The sequence below is a fragment of the Kocuria sp. genome (assembly GCF_030538595.1).
Taxonomy (GTDB): Bacteria; Actinomycetota; Actinomycetes; order Actinomycetales; family Micrococcaceae; genus Kocuria.
Genome location: NZ_JAUNTS010000002.1, coordinates 42,138 through 62,867 on the forward strand (window position 1 = coordinate 42,138; position 20,730 = coordinate 62,867).

The 20,730-nt window shown below is 63.1% G+C and carries 15 protein-coding genes; 11 read left to right on the forward strand and 4 right to left on the reverse strand.

The window, feature by feature from the left end:
• Positions 1 to 3: 3 nt before the first annotated feature.
• The 9 genes from Q4G32_RS02495 to Q4G32_RS02535 all read left to right on the forward strand — a co-directional run bounded on the left by Q4G32_RS02495 (position 4) and on the right by Q4G32_RS02535 (position 10,522).
• Positions 4 to 798, forward strand: a complete 795-nt coding sequence (locus Q4G32_RS02495; RefSeq protein ID WP_303349065.1) for a type 1 glutamine amidotransferase — start codon at positions 4 to 6, stop codon at positions 796 to 798.
• Positions 799 to 871: 73 nt separating this feature from the next.
• The gene (locus Q4G32_RS02500) at positions 872 to 1,633 is read left to right on the forward strand and encodes a YebC/PmpR family DNA-binding transcriptional regulator (protein WP_303349067.1); all 762 of its coding nucleotides are present in this window, start codon (positions 872 to 874) and stop codon (positions 1,631 to 1,633) included.
• Positions 1,634 to 2,293: a crossover junction endodeoxyribonuclease RuvC gene (gene ruvC / locus Q4G32_RS02505; RefSeq protein WP_303349069.1), complete on the forward strand. Its 660-nt coding sequence runs from the start codon at positions 1,634 to 1,636 to the stop codon at positions 2,291 to 2,293.
• Positions 2,294 to 2,469: 176 nt separating this feature from the next.
• Entirely contained in the window at positions 2,470 to 3,132 is a 663-nt protein-coding gene (ruvA, locus tag Q4G32_RS02510) for a Holliday junction branch migration protein RuvA (protein ID WP_303349070.1), read from the forward strand.
• 2 nt (positions 3,133 to 3,134) lie between these two features.
• Entirely contained in the window at positions 3,135 to 4,181 is a 1,047-nt protein-coding gene (gene ruvB / locus Q4G32_RS02515; RefSeq protein ID WP_303349262.1) for a Holliday junction branch migration DNA helicase RuvB, read from the forward strand.
• A 146-nt stretch (positions 4,182 to 4,327) separates the two neighbouring features.
• Entirely contained in the window at positions 4,328 to 4,729 is a 402-nt protein-coding gene (locus Q4G32_RS02520) for a preprotein translocase subunit YajC (protein ID WP_303349072.1), read from the forward strand.
• Positions 4,730 to 4,858: 129 nt separating this feature from the next.
• Complete coding sequence (gene secD, locus Q4G32_RS02525) at positions 4,859 to 6,814, forward strand: protein translocase subunit SecD (RefSeq protein WP_303349073.1); 1,956 nt, start codon at positions 4,859 to 4,861, stop codon at positions 6,812 to 6,814.
• Positions 6,814 to 7,941: a protein translocase subunit SecF gene (secF, locus tag Q4G32_RS02530; RefSeq protein WP_303349074.1), complete on the forward strand. Its 1,128-nt coding sequence runs from the start codon at positions 6,814 to 6,816 to the stop codon at positions 7,939 to 7,941. The genes secD and secF overlap by 1 nt, the downstream gene beginning before the upstream one ends.
• Positions 7,942 to 8,074: 133 nt before the next feature.
• On the forward strand, positions 8,075 to 10,522 hold the full coding sequence (locus Q4G32_RS02535; RefSeq protein ID WP_441327452.1) for a RelA/SpoT family protein: 2,448 nt from the start codon (positions 8,075 to 8,077) through the stop codon (positions 10,520 to 10,522).
• Positions 10,523 to 10,547: 25 nt separating this feature from the next.
• On the opposite strand, the gene Q4G32_RS02540 is transcribed toward Q4G32_RS02535, so the two are convergent.
• Positions 10,548 to 11,219, reverse strand: a complete 672-nt coding sequence (locus Q4G32_RS02540) for a hypothetical protein (RefSeq protein ID WP_303349075.1) — start codon at positions 11,217 to 11,219, stop codon at positions 10,548 to 10,550.
• Positions 11,220 to 11,292: 73 nt separating this feature from the next.
• Entirely contained in the window at positions 11,293 to 12,831 is a 1,539-nt protein-coding gene (locus Q4G32_RS02545; RefSeq protein WP_303349077.1) for a DUF349 domain-containing protein, read from the reverse strand.
• A 240-nt stretch (positions 12,832 to 13,071) separates the two neighbouring features.
• On the opposite strand from Q4G32_RS02545, the gene hisS reads away from it, so the two are divergent.
• Entirely contained in the window at positions 13,072 to 14,421 is a 1,350-nt protein-coding gene (gene hisS / locus Q4G32_RS02550; protein ID WP_303349078.1) for a histidine--tRNA ligase, read from the forward strand.
• Positions 14,422 to 14,500: 79 nt separating this feature from the next.
• Here hisS and Q4G32_RS02555 read toward each other — a convergent pair whose 3' ends face one another.
• Entirely contained in the window at positions 14,501 to 15,823 is a 1,323-nt protein-coding gene (locus Q4G32_RS02555; protein WP_303349079.1) for an APC family permease, read from the reverse strand.
• A gap of 195 nt (positions 15,824 to 16,018) precedes the next feature.
• On the opposite strand from Q4G32_RS02555, the gene aspS reads away from it, so the two are divergent.
• Complete coding sequence (gene aspS, locus Q4G32_RS02560) at positions 16,019 to 17,782, forward strand: aspartate--tRNA ligase (RefSeq protein WP_303349080.1); 1,764 nt, start codon at positions 16,019 to 16,021, stop codon at positions 17,780 to 17,782.
• A 107-nt stretch (positions 17,783 to 17,889) separates the two neighbouring features.
• On the opposite strand, the gene Q4G32_RS02565 is transcribed toward aspS, so the two are convergent.
• A complete protein-coding gene (locus Q4G32_RS02565; protein WP_303349081.1) occupies positions 17,890 to 20,685 on the reverse strand; it encodes a cation-translocating P-type ATPase in 2,796 nt (931 codons plus the stop codon).
• Positions 20,686 to 20,730: the final 45 nt, after the last annotated feature.

The following is a 20,730-nucleotide window of genomic DNA, read 5'->3' on the forward strand; positions in this document are numbered from 1 at the left end:
GCCATGACCACCACCACTTCCATGTTTCCCACGGCACCGGATTCGGGCTCACCGCAGGACGGCGGGGTTGAACCCGGCGGTTTGGGGGAGGTCCATCTGGTTCAGCTCTACCCCCGGGACATGAACATTTACGGGGACTGGGGCAACACCCTGACCTTGAAGCGCCGGTTGGAAAAGCGCGGTTACGCCGTCAAGCTCACCGACTACAACCCGGGGGACTCCTTTCCCGGGGACGGCGACATTTTTGTGGGCGGTGGCGGCCAGGACTCCGGCCAGTTCCGGGTGATGGAGGACTTGCAGACCATCAAGCCTTTGCTGCTTGAATTGGTCAACGACGGCGCCCCCATGCTGGCCATCTGCGGTCTCTACCAACTTTTTGGTCACGAGTTCCGCACGATTGGTGGACAAACGCTTCCCGGTATCGGGATTTTCGACTTGACCACGGTGGGCGGTGAACAGCGCCTGATCGGCAACATTGTGACCGAATCGCCAGAGTTCGGAACCATCATCGGGTACGAAAACCACTCGGGGCTCACCCGCTTGGGGGTTGGCCAAAAGCCCTTGGGGCGGGTGGTCTCCGGGGCAGGCAACGATGGCCAGGACGGTACCGAAGGGGCCGTGACCAATCAGGTGTTGGGTACCTACCTGCACGGTTCGCTGCTGCCCAAGAACCCGGTGATTGCGGATCATTTGATTGCCACCGCGGTGCGTCGTCGTTACGCCCATGAACAACTGGAACCGTTGAACGACGCCTTGGCCGTCAAGGCCAGGGAAGTGGCCCAATCACGGCCGCGTTGAGCACCACCCAACACCCGTAACGGCCCGGCGGGACTAGACTGGCGGGCAGATTTTTCACGTTCAGGAGGCACGTATGTCAGGTCACTCCAAATGGGCCACCACCAAGCACAAGAAAGCCGCCATTGACGCCAAGCGCGCCAAGGCTTTTGCCAAGTACATCAAGGGAATTGAGGTTGCCGCGCGTCAGGGCGGCGCAGACACGGCAGGCAACCCCGCACTGGACTTGGCGGTGTCCAAGGCCAAGAAGAATTCGGTGCCCAATGACAACATTGATCGCGCCATCAAGCGCGGTGCCGGGCTGACCGGTGAGGTCATTGACTACTCGGAGATTTTTTATGAAGCCCGCGGCCCCCAGGGCTCAGCGCTCTACATCGAGTGCCTGACGGACAACAAGAACCGCGCGGCCTCTGAGGTGCGGGTTGCCGTGACCCGTAACGGCGGCAGCATGGCTGATCCCGGATCGGTGACGTTCATGTTTGAACGTAAAGGGGTGGCAGAGGTGACCAAGTCTGAGGGACTGACCGAAGACGATGTCCTGATGGCCGTGCTGGATGCCGGTGCCGAAGAAGTGGTGGAAGAGGAAGAGGTCTTTGAGGTGGTTTCCGAGGCCACGGACCTTGGTGCCATTCGCACCGCGCTGGAAGAAGCGGGGCTGGAATACAACAACGACGACCCCGTCTTCCGGGCCAACATGAAAGTTGACCTGGATGCCGAAGGTGCCGCCAAGTTCCTCCGGCTGGCCGATGCCGTGGAGGCGCTGGATGACGTGCAAAACGTGTATTCCAACGCGGAGATTTCCCCGGAAGTCCTGGCCGAGTTGGAAGCCCAGAGCTGAATGTCAACCTCCGAGCAGGTCATCCTGGGAGTTGACCCCGGGTTGACCCGCTGTGGATTCGGTGTGGTGCGCATGCGTGCCAACCGAAAGGTCGAGTGGATTCACCACGAGGTCCAGGGCACGGGCGCCGACCAGCCTTTGGAGATGCGGATTCTCAGCATCGCTCAGGCTGCGCAATCCATGATGGAGCGTTACCAACCGGATGCGTTGGCCATCGAACGCCTGTTTGCCCAGAACAATGCCCCCACGGTGGTGGGTACCGCACAGGCATCCGGTGCGGTGATCGCAGAAGCCGCGCGCCGGGCCATACCGGTGGCCTGGCACACACCGTCAGAGGTCAAGGCCGCAGTCACCGGTGACGGTGCGGCGGACAAAGCCGCCGTGACCCGAATGGTGGTGCGAATCCTGGGCCTGGAGGCACCACCCAAACCGGCCGATGCCGCAGATGCGATTGCCATTGCCATCTGCCACGGATGGCGTTCAGGGGTGGGGGCGGGGTACGACGCCCAAACAGCCACCGCAACTCACCAGGGTGCACAAACCCGCTTGGCTCAACTGACATCAGCTGGTGGGGGTGGGCTCACCGCGGCCCAGAAGGCGTGGAAAGCTGCTGAACAGCGGGCCCGCCGCGGCGGCTCCCGCTCCCAGCGGTTCCGGTGACGGCAGCAATCGCTGCTAGTCTGGGTGAGAATAGTACATATGTTCGATAATCGGCGGTCGTGAGCCACGGCAACGCTGAACGACCACCCTGGACAACCCCCACTGAATCACCCACTGAATCACCCACTGAACCTGGACGCCTCGGTGGCCGGTTCCGGCGCGGAAGGAAACCCCCCATGATTGCTGCGGTGCGCGGCGAGGTTTTGCACAAGGGATTGAGCACCGTGGTGGTTGACGTCCACGGCTTGGGCTTGGAAGTCCATGTGACTCCGGTGACCATCTCCGGCCTGCACGAAGGCCGTGAGGCTCGACTGGTCACCGCCTACGTGGCCCGCAAGGATGATTCCCCGCTGCTCTTTGGCTTTGCCGATGCGCAGGAAAAGGAAGTTTTTGAAACCATGCTGGGTGTCTCCGGGGTGGGCCCGCGTACGGCACTGGCCGTTGTGGCCACTCTGGGCCCGGATGAGGTACGCGCCGCCATTGCGGAAGGTGATCCCAAACCATTCACGGCGGTGGCAGGCATTGGCCCCAAGGGTGCCAAGCGCATCGTCTTGGAGTTGGCGGGCAAGCTCATCCCCACCCAGTCAGCCTCCAATCCGGTTGCCTCGGAACCTGCGCTGCCGGTCTGGCGGCTGCAGGTGACGGAGGCACTGGTGGGACTGGGCTGGAATGACAGGGACGCCGCCCGGGCCATTGACGATGCACTGGTGGGTAGGGATGAGCTGGTGGCCGCGGGCGACGTCGCAGTGATTTTGCGTACCGTTCTGGGGTATCTGGGAGCCCGAACCTCCACCACGTCGTCATCATCCGGGACGTCGCCGGCTGGACGGGGGGCGTGAGCATGATCGGGGACGGGACTGCCCGCAATGGGCGTGACCGCTTGCTGGACGCGGACACTGAGCCGGATGAAAAAGCCGTGGAATCCGCGCTACGGCCGAGCACGTTGGCTGACTTTGTGGGTCAGCCGAGAGTGCGTCGGCAGCTCTCCTTGGTCTTGGAAGCCTCCAAGTTGCGGGGGCGCAGCGCGGACCATGTGCTGCTTTCCGGCCCTCCTGGATTGGGCAAAACCACCCTGGCCATGATCATTGCGGAGGAAATGGGGGCGCCGTTACGGATTTCATCCGGACCTGCCATCCAGCATTCGGGTGACCTGGCCGCCATCTTGTCCTCCCTCACGGCCGGTGAGGTGCTGTTCCTGGATGAAATTCACCGGATGTCCCGTCCGGCGGAGGAAATGCTCTACATGGCCATGGAGGATTTCCGGGTGGACATTGTGGTGGGCAAGGGTGCCGGTGCCACGTCCATCCCTCTGGAACTTCCACCGTTCACGCTGGTGGGTGCCACCACCCGTGCGGGTCTGCTGCCCGGTCCGCTGCGTGACAGGTTCGGCTTCACCGGGCATCTGGAGTTTTATGCGGTGGAGGAATTGGTGGCGGTTCTGCGCCGCTCTGCCGGATTGTTGGACCTGAATCTCAGCACGGAGGGCTTCCAGGAAGTCGCCTCCCGCTCACGGGGCACGCCACGTATTGCCAACCGGTTGCTGCGCCGTGTCCGGGACTGGGCACTGGTGCACGGGGTGGGCCGGATTGACGCCCGTGCAGCCTCCTCCGCCTTGGAAATGTATGAAGTGGACCCCCGCGGCCTGGACCGTTTGGACCGTAGCGTGTTGGAGGCACTGGTCAAACATTTTGGCGGCGGACCCGTGGGGCTTTCCACTCTGGCCATTGCCGTGGGGGAGGAAACCGAAACCGTGGAGGAAGTGGCCGAACCTTACCTGGTGCGGGAAGGTCTGCTGGCCCGCACACCTCGGGGCCGGGTGGCCATGCCTGCCGCGTGGGAACATCTGGGACTTCCCGTTCCGGAGCAGGCTCCGTTCCAAGAATCCTGAGTGCTGGGTCAGCTCAGAGGTGATGGGAAGGCGCGGGGCGGCGTCGTCGCCTACCATGTTGTGGTGTGCACAAGCCGGGGTGTCCCGCAGGCTGTGCACTGACCGCTTGAAATCAACGCAGCTTTGCTGCAGAACCAGGAGCCCGCGTGTTTTCCTCCGCACTCCCCGCACTGTCCGCCCAGACTGAAGCGAGCCTGGAGGCAGCCGGTCAGAACGCAGGAGGATCGGGTCAGTTCCTGTTCTTCGGTGTCATGATCGGCCTGCTGGTGCTGATGTTCTGGTTCACCAGCCGTAACCGCCGCCGTCAGCAGCAAAAGCTCAAGGACCAGCAGGCCCAGATGGTGCCCGGTACGGAAGTGATGACCAGCTACGGCCTCTACGGGCGGGTGGTCAGCATTGACAAGGACGGTGTCAAGGCCGTTCTGGAAATCGCCCCCGGCACCCGGGTGACCGTGCACCTGCAGACCTTGACCACCGTGGTGGACAAGGAGACCCCCGGCACTGAAGCCACCGAGAACACCGGTTCCACCAGCGCCAACGACAACTGAGCGTGGTCCAAAGCGTCCACCGAGGATTCTCCCCGGTGGACGCTTTACTGTGACTGCGCACGGTGGGAACCGGCGTCTTGACCGGAACAAACCCACCATCACCTGAGCCCATCATCAAGGAATCTGCCCATGGCATCCTCCCCAACTCCTTCACAGGAGGGACCGCGTCAGAGCGGCCCCTCCAAAGCAGTCAAGGATCAAACGGAAGTGTCACGTGCTCTGAGCCGTGCCCGCACCTCCCTGGTCGCCTTGACCGTGGTGATCCTGGCTTTGATCGGCCTGCTGGCCTGGGGGGCCGGGCGTGGAAGTACCGACTGGACACCGCGTCTTGCCCTGGACCTGGAGGGCGGCACCCAGATGGTGTTGACCCCGCAGTTGCAGGGGGACGATGCCGGCCAGGAGATCACTTCTGAGCAGCTGGACCAAGCGGTGGAGATCATTCGTCAGCGCGTGGACGGTTCGGGTGTCTCCGAAGCTGAAGTGGCCACGCAGGGTGGGTCCAACATTGTGGTTTCCATGCCCGGAACTCCGGACAGTGCCACCCGCGAGCTCATCCAGACCTCCGCGCAGATGACTTTCCGCCCGGTTCTGCTGACCGGCGCGGCGGAGGCCACCCCGGAGGACCAACGCACCGCTGAGGACCAGCTGCCGCAACCCAGCGCAGAACCCACGGATTCTTCAGACACCAACTGGATCACCGCCGAACTGATGCAGGAGTTTGAAGCCACGGATTGCACGCAGCCACAATCCCCGGAGGAACGGGCCGCCCAAAACGCGGACCGGGCCATCGTGGCCTGTGAACCGGCCAGCGGCGTCAAATACATCCTGGGGCCCGTGGACATTCAAGGCACGGAAATCTCGGATTCCAGCTACGGCATGGCCCAGGGGCAGGGTGGCACCACCACGGGCCAGTGGGCCGTGGACCTGCAGTTCAACGCAGAGGGCACGGAAACCTTCAAGAACCTCTCCGAGCGTCTCTACAACATCGGTCAGACCTCACCCGGGGACCCACGCAATCAATTCGCCATCCTGTTGGACGGCGAAGTCATCTCAGCCCCCCAGATGAACGCGGTGATCCCCAACGGGCAGGCCCAGATCACCGGCCAGTTCACGGAGGAATCGGCGTCGTTCCTGTCCGAACAGTTGCGCTACGGTTCCCTGCCGGTGAGCTTCAGCATTGCGTCCGAACAGCAGATTTCTGCCACCCTGGGTGCCGATCAGTTGCGAATGGGCATCATTGCGGGTCTGATCGGTCTGCTGCTGGTGGCCGTGTGGTCCATCATCCAGTACCGGTGGCTGGGTTGGGTCAACATCATCTCCCTGATTGTCCTGGGTGTGATGTCCTGGCTGGCCATCACCCTGTTGGGGTGGGCGCTGAACTACCGCCTGTCCTTGGCCGGTGTTGCCGGTCTGGTGGTGGCCATCGGCATGGCCGCAGACTCCTTCATTGTGTACTTTGAGCGGATCAGGGACGAGGTCCGCATTGGGCGCACCATTCCATCTGCCATTGACCACGGGTGGAAACGCGCGCAGCAGACCATTTTGGCCTCCAAGGCCGTGAACCTGATTGCCTCCGTGGTGCTCTACTTTGTGGCCGTGGGCAACGTACGCGGGTTTGCCTTCACCTTGGGGTTGACTGCGATCATCGACCTTCTGGTGGTGTTCTTCTTCACCCATCCGGTCATGGTTTATCTCTCCCGCACCAAGTACTTTGGCCGCGGCTCTCCGGGCTCCGGGCTTGATCCCAAGGCTCTGGACGCGGTGCCCTTCTACCGCGGGGCGGGTCGCTTCCGCACCCCGGATGACCTTGATCCCGCCTCCGGTGCCACGCAGATGGACGACGCCGATCCCACCGCCTCCCGCACGCAAGACGGTGCTCCCGCCGAACCGTTGCAGCCAGACGCTGCAGCGCAGGTTTCCGCGGAAGTGGACGGCGGTCACCCACAGGAAGAAGCGGAGGCCCCACCGCGGGTCCCGGTGGCCACAGGGCTGGATGATGGATTGACCTTGGCAGAACGCCGCCGCCAGGCCCGCTTGGCGGCCTCCGAGAACACCACGCCTGAGACTGAGAAGGGGGAGGCCTGATGTCACGCTTTGCCGATTTCGGTAATGACCTCTACAGCGGACGGAAGTCTTTTCCGTTTGTCCCCAAGCGGAAACTGTGGCTGCTGATCGCAGCCGCCCTGGTGGTTGTTTCCGCCTTGATTCCAGTGGCCCGTGGCGGATTCAACTTGGGTATTGATTTCACCGGTGGCTCCGAGTTTGTGGTCTCCAATGTGTCAGATTCCGCGATTGAGCCGGGTCAGGAGGCCGTGACCTCCACGGGCCACGACGGCGAATCGACCGTCACCAACATTGCCCCCGGCACCATTCGGGTTCAGACCGAACAGTTGGATGATGACCAGACCTTGGCGCTGCGGGAAGCCCTGGTTCAGGCCTACGGGGTTTCTGAGGATCAGGTGGCCTCCAACTTTGTGGGACCCACCTGGGGCGCTGGCATTTCCCAGCAGATGATTCGCGGTCTGGTGATCTTCTTGGGGCTGACAGCCATTGTCATGGCCCTGTACTTCCGGACCTGGAAGATGTCCCTTGCCTCCATGGCAGGTGTGTTTGTCACGGTGGCCCTGACCGTTGGCACTTACTCCCTGGTGGGTTTTGAGGTCACACCGTCAGCCATCATCGGGTTCCTGACCGTGCTGTCCTATTCCCTGTATGACACCGTGGTGGTCTTTGACAAGGTGCGGGAAAACACCCGAGGGCTCTTGGACGGCAGTGCACCACCGCCCAGGCTCAACCGCAGCTTCTCCGAACAGATCAACTTGGCCGCCAACCAAACGCTGGTGCGTTCCATCAACACCTCCGTGGTGGGGCTGCTGCCGGTGGGCTCGATTCTGTTCATCGGTGCCGCCCTGCTGGGGGCAGGTACGCTCAAAGACCTGGCACTGGCGCAGTTCGTGGGCATTGTGTGGGGCACGTTGGCCACGCTGTTCGTGGCCACCCCGGTGTATGCGGCCCTGCGATCCATCGAACCGGCGGTCAAGAAGCAGGAGGCACGTGCCGCAGAGCTCGCCCAAGAAACCGTGACCGAGTTGGATGGGGGCGCCGGGACGGACTCTGCTGGGGCGGACCCCGCTCTGGCCGCGTCCGCCACGGCGAGTGCTGACGGGACCGGTGCTGCCAACAGCGCGTCCACGGCGCCGGAGGCCCGCTGACCCGCCTAGAATAAATGCCTCAAGTGCTGTGTTGTGTTGGGCACTCATAACGCCAAAGTCCCAGGGGCATTTTCAGGAGGCGGCCGTGGACGATCACTCGATCCAACCCGATCAGCATCGGAATCGGGACTCGCTGCGCGCACCGGATGTCACCTCCGCCGCCGCCACCGGTGCTGCCGGTACGTCTGAACGGAAGGAGAGCGGGGCGTCGTCGTCCGGGCAGTCAGGCCGTGTCCGCGGAGCCAGTAGCTCCGGGACGCACGGGGTGGTGCCCGCCGCCCGTCCCGTGTTCGGTCGGCCGGTGTTCCCGGGGCGCTCCGAGCGGACGCGTTCAGCGCTGTCCTATCTATCCGGGGCTTCCATCTCCCGGTCGCCGCTGATTGAACCGCTGCTGCGTACGGTGCGGGAGAACGCGCCGGAGGAAGATCTGACGGTTCTGCAACGCGCTTTTGCCGTGGCGGATCGCCAGCATGAAGGTCAGAAGCGCAAGAGTGGTGACCCCTACATCACCCACCCCGTGGCGGTGACCACCATCCTGGCTGAGTTGGGCATGACCGGGCCCGTGCTGGTGGCCGCGCTGCTGCACGACACCGTGGAAGACACGGATTACACGCTGGAGCAGCTGGCCGCGGACTTCGGGGAGGAAGTCGCGCAGCTGGTGGATGGCGTGACCAAACTGGAAAAGGTCCAGTACGGCGAACACGCCCAGGCTGAAACTGTCCGCAAGATGATTGTGGCCATGGCCCGGGACATCCGCGTGTTGCTGATCAAATTGGCTGACCGCCTGCACAATGCCCGGACGTGGCGCTTTGTGTCCCAGGAATCCTCAGCCAAAAAAGCCCGGGAGACGCTGGAAATCTTTGCTCCGCTGGCGCACCGTCTGGGGCTGAACACCATCAAGTGGGAGCTGGAGGACTTGTCCTTCGCTGCGCTGTATCCCAAGATTTACGATGAAATTGTGCGCATGGTGGGGGAGCGGCAACCCCAGCGCGAACGCAATTTGGCTGAAATCCGCACCCTGGTGGCAGAGGACTTGGCGGAATCTGGAATTGAAGCCGTCATCACCGGGCGGCCCAAACACTATTACTCCGTGTATCAAAAAATGATTGTGCGGGGCAAAGATTTTGATGAGATCCACGATCTGTTGGCGGTCCGCGTTCTGGTTTCCTCCGTGCGTGAATGTTATGCGGCATTAGGTTCCCTGCACGCACGGTGGCGGCCGCTTCCCGGGCGGTTCAAGGACTACATTGCCATGCCCAAGTTCAACATGTACCAGTCCTTGCACACCACGGTGCTGGGGCCAGGCGGGCGGCCCGTGGAAATCCAGATCCGCACCCATGAAATGCACCGCCGGGCCGAATACGGGGTGGCAGCGCACTGGAAGTACAAGGACCACGCCAAGCAAGGCGGTGGCTCCGCCACCCCCAAGGCCAGCTCTGATGACATGGGATGGTTGAAATCCCTGGTCTCCTGGCAGGACGACACCAAAGACTCCACCGAGTTCCTGGATTCTTTGCGCTATCAGATTGACACCAAAGAGGTCTACGTGTTCACCCCGCGCGGGGATGTCATGGCGCTGCCTGCCGGCTCCACTCCCGTGGACTTTGCCTACGCCGTCCACACGGAGGTGGGGGCCAAGACCATTGGCGCCAGGGTCAACGGCAAGCTGGTGGCGCTGTCCTCCACGTTGCAGCACGGTGACTGGGTTGAGGTACTGACCTCCAAGTCTCCTGATGCGGCACCGTCCCAGGACTGGCTGAAATTTGTCTCCTCTCCCCGTGCCCGGCAGAAGATCAAGCAGTTCTTCACCAAGGAACGCCGGGAGGAAGCCATCACCCGGGGTCAGGAGGCCCTGACGCGGGCGCTGCGCAAGCACCACCTTCCGCTGCAGCGCACGGTGACCCAGGAGGGCCTGGTTTCCGTGGCCCAGGAGTTGAACAAGTCAGACATCACTGCGCTGTATGAAGCCATCGGCAACGAATCGGTTTCTGCCCGGGAGGTCATTGACCTGCTGGTGGAATCGGCCGGTGGTGCAGATGGTTCGGTGGAGGACCTGGTGGACACCACCTCCGCCATCCGACCTGTACGGCAAGGCATTGCCGACTCCGGGGTGGCCGTGGATGGTGCCAGTGATGTGTACGTCAAGCTGGCTCGCTGCTGCACGCCGGTTCCCCCGGATGACATCGTCGGGTTTGTCACCCGCGGTCAAGGTATTTCTGTGCACCGCACCGATTGCGTCAACATGCGGGCGCAGGGTGAATCCGAGCGCAAGGTGCCCGTCCACTGGGCACCCACCCAGTCATCGGTGTTCCTGGTGGAAATCCAGGTGGAGGCTCTGGACCGGCAAAAACTGCTGTCCGATGTCACTCGGGTGCTCTCCGAAAATCACGTGAACATCCTCTCGGCCAATGTGCATACTTCATCGGACCGTTTGGCCATTTCCCGCTTCTCCTTTGAAATGGGAGACGCCCGCTACCTGGATCACGTGCTGAACCTGGTGCGCAACATCGACGGCGTCTACGACGTCTACCGCACCTCCGCTCAGCAGCGCCTCCCGGACAGACCCCGTTCCCTGGCCTGAGTTGTGGCAAGCCCCAGCAAAAGTCTCACCGGGTACCCGCTGATAGTCGCCCCGCGGGAACGGGTAAGTCCAAGCGGCGTGCAGCCTTGCGGACATTGGCCACCCCGCGGTCCCGGTGCGGCAGTCTGGGACGGGCACGAATCACCTCAACCACCGCCTGCGGCTGGACCCGTAAATGTGGTGCGCCCATCAACACCGTCAGAATTTCCACGGCATCGGGGTGCTCCCAGCACGCCACATCCACGGCAGTGCGTAACGGAGTGGTGACCGCCAGCCCGTAAAAATGATCCACATCCATGGGCTGGTGGAGCAACTGCCGGGTGACCCATCGCACCGGTGCCGAGGGCGGTGCGGGGCGAGTTGAGGCGCGGTCCTGGCGCAGTGTGATGAAATCCACAACCTGCGGCGCAGGCGCACAGGAGTGAAACCAGGCTGCGGAGGCTCTGTGCAGCACACTGCGGTGCCACACACCCTGCGGTACCACCGCACGGATGGCCGCAGCTTTCACCTGGCGGGTGATGGCTGAACCCTTGGCGTAGTGGACCGGTCCCAGCACGGGAACCAGAACGCCGTCGTGCGCCAAAGTGAGCAGTTCACCGGAACTCAAACCGGTGACGGCGTCAACCATCCACAGGGCATCTGCTGATGCGGTGTGGGGCAATGGGGTGGGAATGCGCCAGCGGGGTTCAACGGTCATGGGACCATCGAACCCCGCTGGCGGGTGGCACGGAAGAGTTACGTTGATCCTGTGGATGAACGCAACGCGGCGCTCACAGACTGGCTGCGGAGCGCTTGATCATGTCTCGCATGGCTTCAGCGCTGGAGAGCTCACCGCTGAGCTTCTTCACCTTGGAGGCGTTGCCCGCGGCCTCCGCCTCAGCCACCTGCGCCTGCAAATCCGTGACCTTGTCCTCAGCTTGGGTCAGCAAGGCGTTGGAGCGGACCTCGGGCTCGGAAGCCACTTTCTTGGCTCGGCTGCCGGAATCGGCCTCACGGACGGCGTCCTCCACGGCCTGGAGTTCGTTCTCGATCCGCTTGAAATGAGCGCGCGGGACTTTGCCGATGGCATCCCAACGGTCCTGAATGCCGGAGAGTTTCTTACGTGCCGCCCGCACATCCGTGACAGGCAACAGCTGCTTGGCTTCCTCCACCAGGGCTTGCTTGAGCTTCAAGTTTTCCTCGAACTCTTGCTCCACCTGATCGTTGGCGGACTTTCGGGCGTCAAAGAACACGTCCTGAGCAGCCCGGAACCGTGACCAGAGAGCGTCGTCGTCACGCCGTGAGGCGCGGGGGGAGGCCTTCCACCGATCCATCAGATCCCGGTACTTACCCGCCGTGAGATTCCAGTCCGTGGAACTCTGGAGCGCTTCTGCCTCGGAGATCAGCTTCTCCTTGATGCGCTTGGCCTCCGCGTTGTTTTCGTCCAGCTGGGAGAAATAGGCTCGGCGGTGCCGGTCAAAGGTGGTGCGAGCATTGCGAAAACGCTTCCACAGCGCCTCTTCATCCTTGCGGGAGAGCCGGATACCTGACTTCTGGTGGGCCTTCCACTGATCGAACAGCTCCGCCATCCGCGCCGAAGACTGCTTCCACTGAATCTTCTGAGGATCCTGCGCGGCCATCTGCTCTGCCTCTTGGACAATCGCATCACGCTGCGCAAAGTGCTCCGCCTTGGCGGCCTCCGTGGCGCGCTTGTGCTCGGCTTCCAGCTCGGCAATGCGGGGACGCAGCGCCTCCAGGCGGGCTTCCAGGGCCTTGACGTCGCCTACCAGTTTGCGTTCGTTCAACTGCGCCAGGACGTGATCGGCATTGCGGTTCATGTCGGAGGACGCGGTACCGGCCTCCACCCGCTGTTCCAACACGTTGACCAGGGTGCGGGCGTCCTCGAACTTCTTGGCAAAGTAGGCCAGTGCCTCATCGGCGGGAACCTCCGGAACCTGGCCACACAGGAACCGTTCGTCACCCACCAGCACATAGACGTGACCGTCCTCAGTGACCTCGCCAAAAGGACGGGCGGCTTCCAACTGCTCGGCGCTGAGGCCATCGGCAGCGGTTTCACTCACGGCTTCTGAACCGCTCGGTGCCACAGCGGCGGGTGACGGGGTGGCGACGTCGTCGCTGGTGGGCCCGGGGGTCGCGGCGGAGGCGGGCGTGGGAGCCGCGGCGGCGGAGTCTGTCCCAGCTGGTGGCACGGGCGTGGCCGGGGCAGCCGGCTTGGGTGTGGGGGAGGGCCTGACACCAGCGGGCTTGACGGCCGCGGGTGTGGGCACCTGGGGCTGGGGCTGGTCGTCGGATTCGAGACGTTCGGTCACCGCTGAAACTCTTTCACTCGTGCCGACCCGTGGACCCGGCGATTTCCGGGGCGTTCGGCAGCTTGTCCTGGGGCCGTGGGTAACCCACGACACTGTACGGAAGACCATGGTAGTCATGCCGCGGGCTCCCACAGCTTTTGCGACATTCACCCGCGGTCCATCAGGGCAGAGCTGCCGCAAGCTGAGCGCCTAGAATGGTCGGCAAGACCCCACCCCACACAATTCCAGGAGCAATGCCCCATGGCCTCCAAGTCCTCCCTGTCCGGATTCCCCGAATGGCTGCCCCAAGAGCGCCTGGTGGAGCTGCACGTTCTGGACACGCTGCGGGAGACCTTTGAGCTGCACGGATTTTCCTCCATCGAGACCCGGGCCGTGGAGACCGTGGACCAGCTGTTGCGCAAGGGTGAGATCGACAAAGAGGTCTACGGAATCTCCCGCCTGGCCGAGGACGAGGAAGCCGCAGCCGTTGCCAAGGAGGGCAAGCTGGCGCTGCACTTTGATCTCACCGTCCCGTTCGCGCGCTACGTGGTGGACAACGCCGGGCACCTGAACTTCCCGTTCCGGCGCTATCAGATCCAGAAAGTGTGGCGCGGGGAGCGCCCGCAGGACGGCCGCGCACGCGAATTCACCCAGGCGGACATTGACGTCGTGGGGGATGGCACCTTGCCATTCCGCTACGACGTCGAATTGGCCCTGGTCATGATTGATGCCCTGTCCAAGCTGCCGATTCCTGAATTCAAGCTGCGGATCAACAACCGCAAGCTGGCGGAGGGCTTTTACCGGGGTGTCGGGCTCACGGACGCCCCCGCGGTCCTGCGGGAGATCGACAAGCTGGAAAAGATCGGCGCGGAGAAGGTGGCCCAGAATCTGCGCACCGCCGTGGGCGCCACGGAGGCCCAGGCCCACGCTGCCCTGGAACTGGCCTCGATCCGTACGGAGGACACCGGGTTCGTGGAGCAGGTCCGCGCCTTGGGCGTGACCGATGACCTGCTGGAGGAAGGTCTGGCGGAGCTGGCCGAGGTCATGGCGGAGGGTGTGCGCCGCGCGCCGGGCAAGATGGTGGCCGATCTGTCGATTGCCCGCGGCCTGGACTACTACACGGGCACCGTGTACGAAACCGTGCTGGTCGGCCACGAAAAGCTGGGGTCCATCTGCTCCGGTGGCCGCTACGAATCCCTGGCCACCTCCGGCAAACGGAGCTTCCCCGGAGTGGGGCTCTCGATCGGCGTCACTCGCTTGGTCTCGCGCATGGTGGGGCAGAACTTGGCGGTGGCCAGCCGCGCGGTGCCCACGGCCGTGTTGATTTCCCTGGTCAACGAGGACTCCTGGGCTGATGCCCAGGACGTGGCCACGCAGTTGCGCGCCCGCGGCATTGCCTGCGAGGTCTCCGCCAGTGCTGCCAAGTTCGGCAAGCAGATCAAGTACGCGGACAAGCGCGGCATTCCGTTCGTGTGGTTCTCCACCATCGACGACGACGGCGCGGTCACCCACGAGGTCAAGGACATCCGCTCGGGGGAGCAGGTCACAGCGGACCCGCAGACCTGGATGCCTCCGGCCGAGGATCTGACGGTGAGTGTGTCCGAAGCCTGATTCCGGCCAGACCGTGCGCAGTTTGATACCTCATCAGCGCTGATGAGGTATCAAACTGCGCACGGTCTTTCCCGTTGGGTCAGCGGCGCAGCAGCACCCGGCCCAGCAGGCCGATGGCCAGGACTCCTGCCATGACCAGCACGGAGGTCCACGGCAGGGCGAAAGCCAAAGCCAGGCACCCGGTCAAACCCACCACATTGACCAGGCGCGGGGCCCAACGTGGCCGATCCTCCATGGTCAGGGCTGAAAGATTCGCCAGCGCGTAGTACAGCAGCACCCCGAAAGATGAAAACCCGATCACGGTGTAAACATCCGTGAGCAGCACCAGGGCGATGACCAGCACCGCCGTCGTGATTTCGGAAAGCCAGGGGACGCCACGGCGGGACACTGCTGTGAGCGGCTGGGGGAGGTCGCGCTCCCGAGCCATGGCCAAGGAGGTGCGGGAGATGCCGGCAATCAGAGCCAGCAGCGCCCCCAGTGTGCCCAGGGCGGCGGCTACGGTGACGGCTGCGGCCAACACTCCGGCGGCACCGGAGGAGAGCCCCAGATGTTCGACGGCGGTGAGCAGCGCGGCCTGCGAATTTGCCAGGGTTCCGGGGCCCAGCAGCGCCAGGAGCAGCCCGCCAAGTGTTGCGTACAAGACCAGTGTGAGCGCCAAAGCACCCAAGATGGCTCGGGGAATGGTGCGTTCGGGGTCGCGGACCTCCTCGCCCATGGTGGCAATGCGGGCGTAGCCGGCAAAGGCGAAGAACAGCATGGCTGCCGCCGGGAAGATTCCCCAGGCTGAACCGGACGTGGTGGGCTCCGGTGCGGCCGTGCTGCTGGAATCCCCACCTGCGACGACGACCGCCATGGCCACCCCCAGCGCCAGCAGCACCGCCAGAACACAAGCCACCAACACTTTGGTGACCGTGGCGGTCTTGGTCACACCGAGCAGGTTGATCCCGGTCAGCGCCACGATCCCCACCACCGCAAACACGGCCGCCCAGAGCTGGTTGTTTTCACGGGCCAGCAGCCCAGCAGCATTCAACAATCCGGCCACGTACAGCCCAAAGGTCATGGCCATGGCGGCGGCCGAGGCGGTCTTACCGGTGACAAAGCTCCACCCCGCCATGAAACCCGGCCAGGGACCCAGCCGTTTGGAGGCGTACACGTAAGTTCCGCCGGAGCTGGGGTAGCGGGCAGCCAACTGGGCCGTTGAGGTGGCGTTGCACCAGGCCACCACGGCAGCCAGGAACACCGCGGCCAACATCCAGTTTCCGGCGTGGGCGGCAGCGGGGGTGAAAGCCACAAACACACCGGCGCCCACCATGGAGCCGATCCCGATCACGGTGGCATCGGTGAGACTCAACCGTCGGTGCAGCTGCCCGGTGGTGGGGGTGGAGTGTGAGGAAGACGGCACAACAGTCCCTACTGGTCGCGGATTGCGGACGCTGAGGCCACGAAGAAGGATTGTAGACTCGGGCACAGAAAATCTACGGGTGGCCGGTGAACCGGCGGTGAACAACACCGTCAGGTGGAACTGGAATGGGGCGCTGCGGCGTCGTCCAGGAAAACGCCACCGGTCTGCACACCGCAACAGGTAAGGAACTCATCAGTGCTGCGCACACACAGCCTTGGCGAACTCAACGCCGAGCACATTGGTCAGACAGTCACCCTGGCGGGTTGGGTGGGGCGTCGTCGGGATCACGGCGGCGTGGCCTTCCTGGATCTGCGCGATGCCTCCGGGGTGGCCCAGGTTGTGGTGCGCAATGAAGAGGACTTTGACCACCTGCGCAACGAGTACGTCCTGCAGGTCACCGGCACCGTTGAACGGCGCCCCGACGGCAACGAAAACCCCAATCTGGCCTCCGGTCAGGTGGAGATCATGGCGGAGACTGTCACGGTGCTCAACACGGCAGCACCCCTGCCGTTCCAGATCGACGAGCACGTGGAGGTGGGGGAGGAAGCGCGGTTGAAGTACCGCTACCTGGACCTGCGCCGTCCCGAGCCCGCCCGCATCATGCGGCTGCGTTCGGAGGTCAACCGGGTGGCTCGCAACCTGCTGCATGACCGCGGATACCTGGAGGTCGAAACCCCCACGCTGACCCGCTCCACCCCTGAAGGTGCCCGCGATTTCCTGGTTCCGGCCCGCCTGGCACCGGGCTCCTGGTACGCGCTGCCGCAGTCCCCCCAGCTGTTCAAGCAGTTGTTGCAGGTGGGTGGGCTGGAAAAGTACTTCCAGATTGCCCGCTGCTACCGGGACGAGGACTTCCGCGCCGACCGTCAGCCCGAGTTCACCCAGTTGGACATTGAGGCTTCCTTTGTGGAGGAAGACGACATCATTGAGCTCGGTGAGGCTCTGGTGCGTGAGTTGTGGCGGCTGATCGACGTCGACATCCCTACGCCCATTCGCCGGATGACCTACGCGGAGGCCATGGAGAAGTACGGCTCTGACAAGCCGGATCTGCGCTTTGGGCTGGAACTGACCGACTTGACGGAGTACTTCCAGAACACGCCATTCCGGGTGTTCCAAGCTCCGTACGTGGGTGCCGTGGTCATGCCCGGTGGGGCTTCCCAGCCCCGGCGCACGCTGGATGCCTGGCAGGAATGGGCCAAGCAGCGCGGTGCCAAGGGCCTGGCCTACATCCTGCTGAAGGACGACGGCGAAATCACCGGTCCCGTGGCCAAGAACATCACCGACGAGGAGAAAGCCGGACTGGCGGCTGCCACCGGTGCAGCCCCCGGCGACTGCATCTTCTTTGCCGCCGGTGAGATCAAGCCCTCCCGTGCGCTGCTGGGGGCAGCCCGGGTGGAGATCGGTCACCGCACGGGTTTGATCAATGATGCAGACTGGGCATTCGTGTGGGTTGTTGATGCCCCCATGTTTGAACCGGCTTCCGATGCCGTGGCTTCCGGCGATGTTGCCGTGGGCTCCGGTGCCTGGACCGCTGTGCACCACGCGTTCACCTCCCCCAAGCCGGAGTACCTGGACACCTTTGACACCAATCCGGGTGAGGCCCTGGCTTACGCCTACGACATCGTGTGCAACGGTGTGGAACTGGGCGGTGGGTCCATCCGTATCCATCAGCGCGATGTCCAGGACCGGGTGTTCCGGGTCATGGGGCTCTCCCAGGAGGAGGCCCAGGAGAAGTTCGGCTTCCTGCTGGATGCCTTCGCCTTCGGGGCGCCGCCGCACGGTGGCATTGCCCTGGGATGGGATCGCACCGTGGCCATGCTGGCCGGTACCGACTCCATCCGTGAGGTGATCGCCTTCCCCAAGACCGGCAACGGCTACGACCCCCTGACGGCAGCACCGGCGGCGATCACCGCGCAGCAGCGCAAGGAAGCCGGCGTGGATACCAAGCCGGACCCCCAGTAACCCACTCTCTCTTCCTTCCACCCACCCCCCGCCGAAATCATGGTTTCTGGCAATTTCAGGCACGAAAATTAGGGCAAACCATGATTTCGGCGGAGGGGAGGGGGAGGTCAGGTGTCTCGTTGGCTCGTGGAGCGACGAACAGCAGCCTTGGTTGCCTCCATGATGAGGAAGATCAACACGGCCACCACGATCGCCGTACCCCATTGGCGGATTCCCAATGAAGCAGATCCAAACCACACATGCATGAACGGCACGTAGGTGTAGATCAGCTGTAATCCGACCAAGGTGGCGGTGGAGATCCAAACCGTCCGGTTGCCGGTCCAAGCCCTGCTGGTGAAGGCATGGGTGTTGAGCAGCCGGCAATTGAACAGATATGCCAACTGACCAAGCGCAAGGGTTAACACTGCAGTTGTGCTGGCAATCTCTGAGCTACCCGTGAGTTCAAGTTGCACCAGGTATCCATACATGGCGCCACCACCGATCACCAGGGAGGCCACCGCCACCAAGACCAACGATGACGCGGAAAGAACGTGTTCGTCCGTTGCTCGGGGCCGTCGGTTCATGATCCCCGGCTCCGCAGGCTCATTGGCCAAGGCCAAGCTCAAGGTGATGGCTGTGACCAGGTTGACCCAAAGAATCTGGACCGGTGACAGCGGCAAGGTCCAGCCCAGCAACACCGCCACAATGATCACCAGGGACTGCGCACCGTTCGATGGCAACAAGAAGACGACGGACTTGCGGATGTTGTCATAGATCCGGCGCCCCTCTTCCACAGCGTGTTCAATGGTGGTGAAGTTGTCATCTGCCAGGACGATGTCGGCCGCCTCTTTGGTGGCTTCAGTGCCCTTGATACCCATGGCCACGCCTACATCGGCACGAGTGATTGATGGAGCATCATTGACGCCGTCGCCAGTCATGGCCACAACCTGGCCTTGGCTCTGAAGTGCCCGGACAATGCGGAGTTTGTGTTCCGGGGACGTCCGGGCGTACACGGAAACGTGCTGCACCGCTTGGCACAACTCGTCCTGAGTCATGGCCTCCAGCTGCGCCCCGGTCAAGGCGTTGGCAGCTTCACCAGGTTGGAGGATTCCCAACTCGCGCGCAATGGCGGTGGCAGTTCCCGGGTGGTCTCCCGTGATCATGGCCACCCTGATGCCAGCGTCTTTGCTCTTACGAATGGCTGCTTCTACCTCAGGCCTGGGTGGGTCCACGATCCCCACAAGACCCAGGAAGGTCAGGCCGGTGTCCAGGTCGCTACGCTCCAATCCGGCGTCCGACTCAGCGGGTCGCCGGGCTGCCGCCAGAACCCGCAAGCCTTGTGCCGACAACTCCTCCAGCTGCGCCGTCCAGTAAGAGCGGTCCAGGCTCTTGAGCGCGCCATCCGTGGTCATCTCCGAATCGGAGCGGTCCAGCAGACGGTCTGGTGCACCGACGACGTGGATCATCAGGTGGGATTCCGCTTCCGGCTCCTTGCCGTGAGGGGTGATGCGGTCCAGGGTCGCCGAGTACTTGTACAAGGAGTCGAAGGGCACCTGATGCAAGCGCTCAATGTCATAGGGGCGTTGGCTCTGCTCCTGCTGCTGCTGCGGATCCCAGGCCTTGGTCGCCAGGACGGTCAAAGCCCCTTCAGTGGGCTGGCCCACCAGTTCCCAGCTGTCTTCACCTGGACGGACCTCGGCGTCGTTACAGGCCGCTGCAGCCAAAATCAGGGCATCGAAGGAACGGTCGTTGTTGAGCTCGACCACCCTGCCCTCGGGTGACACAACGCGCCCCTGCGGCCCGTAGCCGGTGCCCTCCACCGTGAAGCTTGAATCGCGGGTGACCGCTTCACGAGCCGTCATTTCATTCTGTGTGAGGGTGCCGGTTTTGTCAGAACAGATGACCGTCACGGAACCAAGCGTTTCCACTGATTCCATGCGGCGGGTGATGGCTTGACGCCGGGCCATTTGTTGAACGCCAAGTGCAAGAGTGATGGTCACCAAAGCGGGTAGGCCCTCCGGAACAGCGGCAACGGCAAAACCTATGGCAGCCGAGACCAATTCATCCCCGGGCCAGTTGTGCACAAAGCGACCTATCAAAAGCATGGCGGCAGCCAATACCAGAATGATCAAGGACACTTGTTTCCCCAATCGGTCCAGCTGCCGATTCAGCGGGGTATCCATACTCTCCTGGTCGGCCACCAACTGGGAGATCTTTCCAATCTCCGTGTGGCCACCCGTAGCGACCACCACGCCTGTGGCTGTACCGGTGGTGATCAAGGTGCCGGAGAACAGCATTCCGGACCGATCACCAAGCTGCGCTTCCACGGATACGGAGCGTTCATCCTTGTCAGTGGCTTCTGATTCACCCGTGAGAGCAGATTCGTCAGCTTTGACATTATTCGCTGCGATGATGCGTAGGTCCGCCGGGATGCGCGCGCCGGGTCCCAGCCGCACTAGGTCACCGGGGACCACTTCCGCCGCATCGACGTGCTCCCACTCCCCATCGCGTTTGACCTGCGCCTCCAGAGATTGCATATCTCGTAGGCTGGCCAGCGCTGAGGCTGCCCGTCCCTCTTGTACGTACCCGATCAGCCCCGTAGCCAGAATGACCACCATGATGACTGTGAAGTCAACCCAATCGCTGGAGACGGCTTTGAGTAGCGCGGCCGCCAACAAGATGTAGATCAATACATCCTGAAACTGCCGCAAGAATCGACGCCACGCCGGCTCGGACTTCGCCTGCGGGAGCTCGTTGCGTCCGTGGCGTTGTATGCGCTTCTGAACCTGATCGGTTGTCAGGCCACTGTCAGCAGAGTCAAAGGCTTCCAATACTTCGGAGGATGAGGCTGCCCACGGATGCTCAGCTGCGGTTTCAGTACCAGGTGGTGCTGTACCGGGGACGGGTGGTTCTGTCACGGTCATGATCTTCTTCCGTTTCTGGATGGTGGAATGCTTGCAAGGCCATAC

Coding starts and splice junctions, on each gene's coding strand:
- secF (WP_303349074.1), top strand. CDS start 6,814: ATGTCACGCTTTGCCGATTTCGGTAATGACCTCTACAGCGGACGGAAG.
- secD (WP_303349073.1), top strand. CDS start 4,859: ATGGCATCCTCCCCAACTCCTTCACAGGAGGGACCGCGTCAGAGCGGC.
- ruvA (WP_303349070.1), top strand. CDS start 2,470: ATGATTGCTGCGGTGCGCGGCGAGGTTTTGCACAAGGGATTGAGCACC.
- hisS (WP_303349078.1), top strand. CDS start 13,072: ATGGCCTCCAAGTCCTCCCTGTCCGGATTCCCCGAATGGCTGCCCCAA.
- ruvC (WP_303349069.1), top strand. CDS start 1,634: ATGTCAACCTCCGAGCAGGTCATCCTGGGAGTTGACCCCGGGTTGACC.
- Q4G32_RS02540 (WP_303349075.1), bottom strand. CDS start 11,219: ATGACCGTTGAACCCCGCTGGCGCATTCCCACCCCATTGCCCCACACC.
- ruvB (WP_303349262.1), top strand. CDS start 3,135: ATGATCGGGGACGGGACTGCCCGCAATGGGCGTGACCGCTTGCTGGAC.
- Q4G32_RS02565 (WP_303349081.1), bottom strand. CDS start 20,685: ATGACCGTGACAGAACCACCCGTCCCCGGTACAGCACCACCTGGTACT.
- Q4G32_RS02500 (WP_303349067.1), top strand. CDS start 872: ATGTCAGGTCACTCCAAATGGGCCACCACCAAGCACAAGAAAGCCGCC.
- Q4G32_RS02495 (WP_303349065.1), top strand. CDS start 4: ATGACCACCACCACTTCCATGTTTCCCACGGCACCGGATTCGGGCTCA.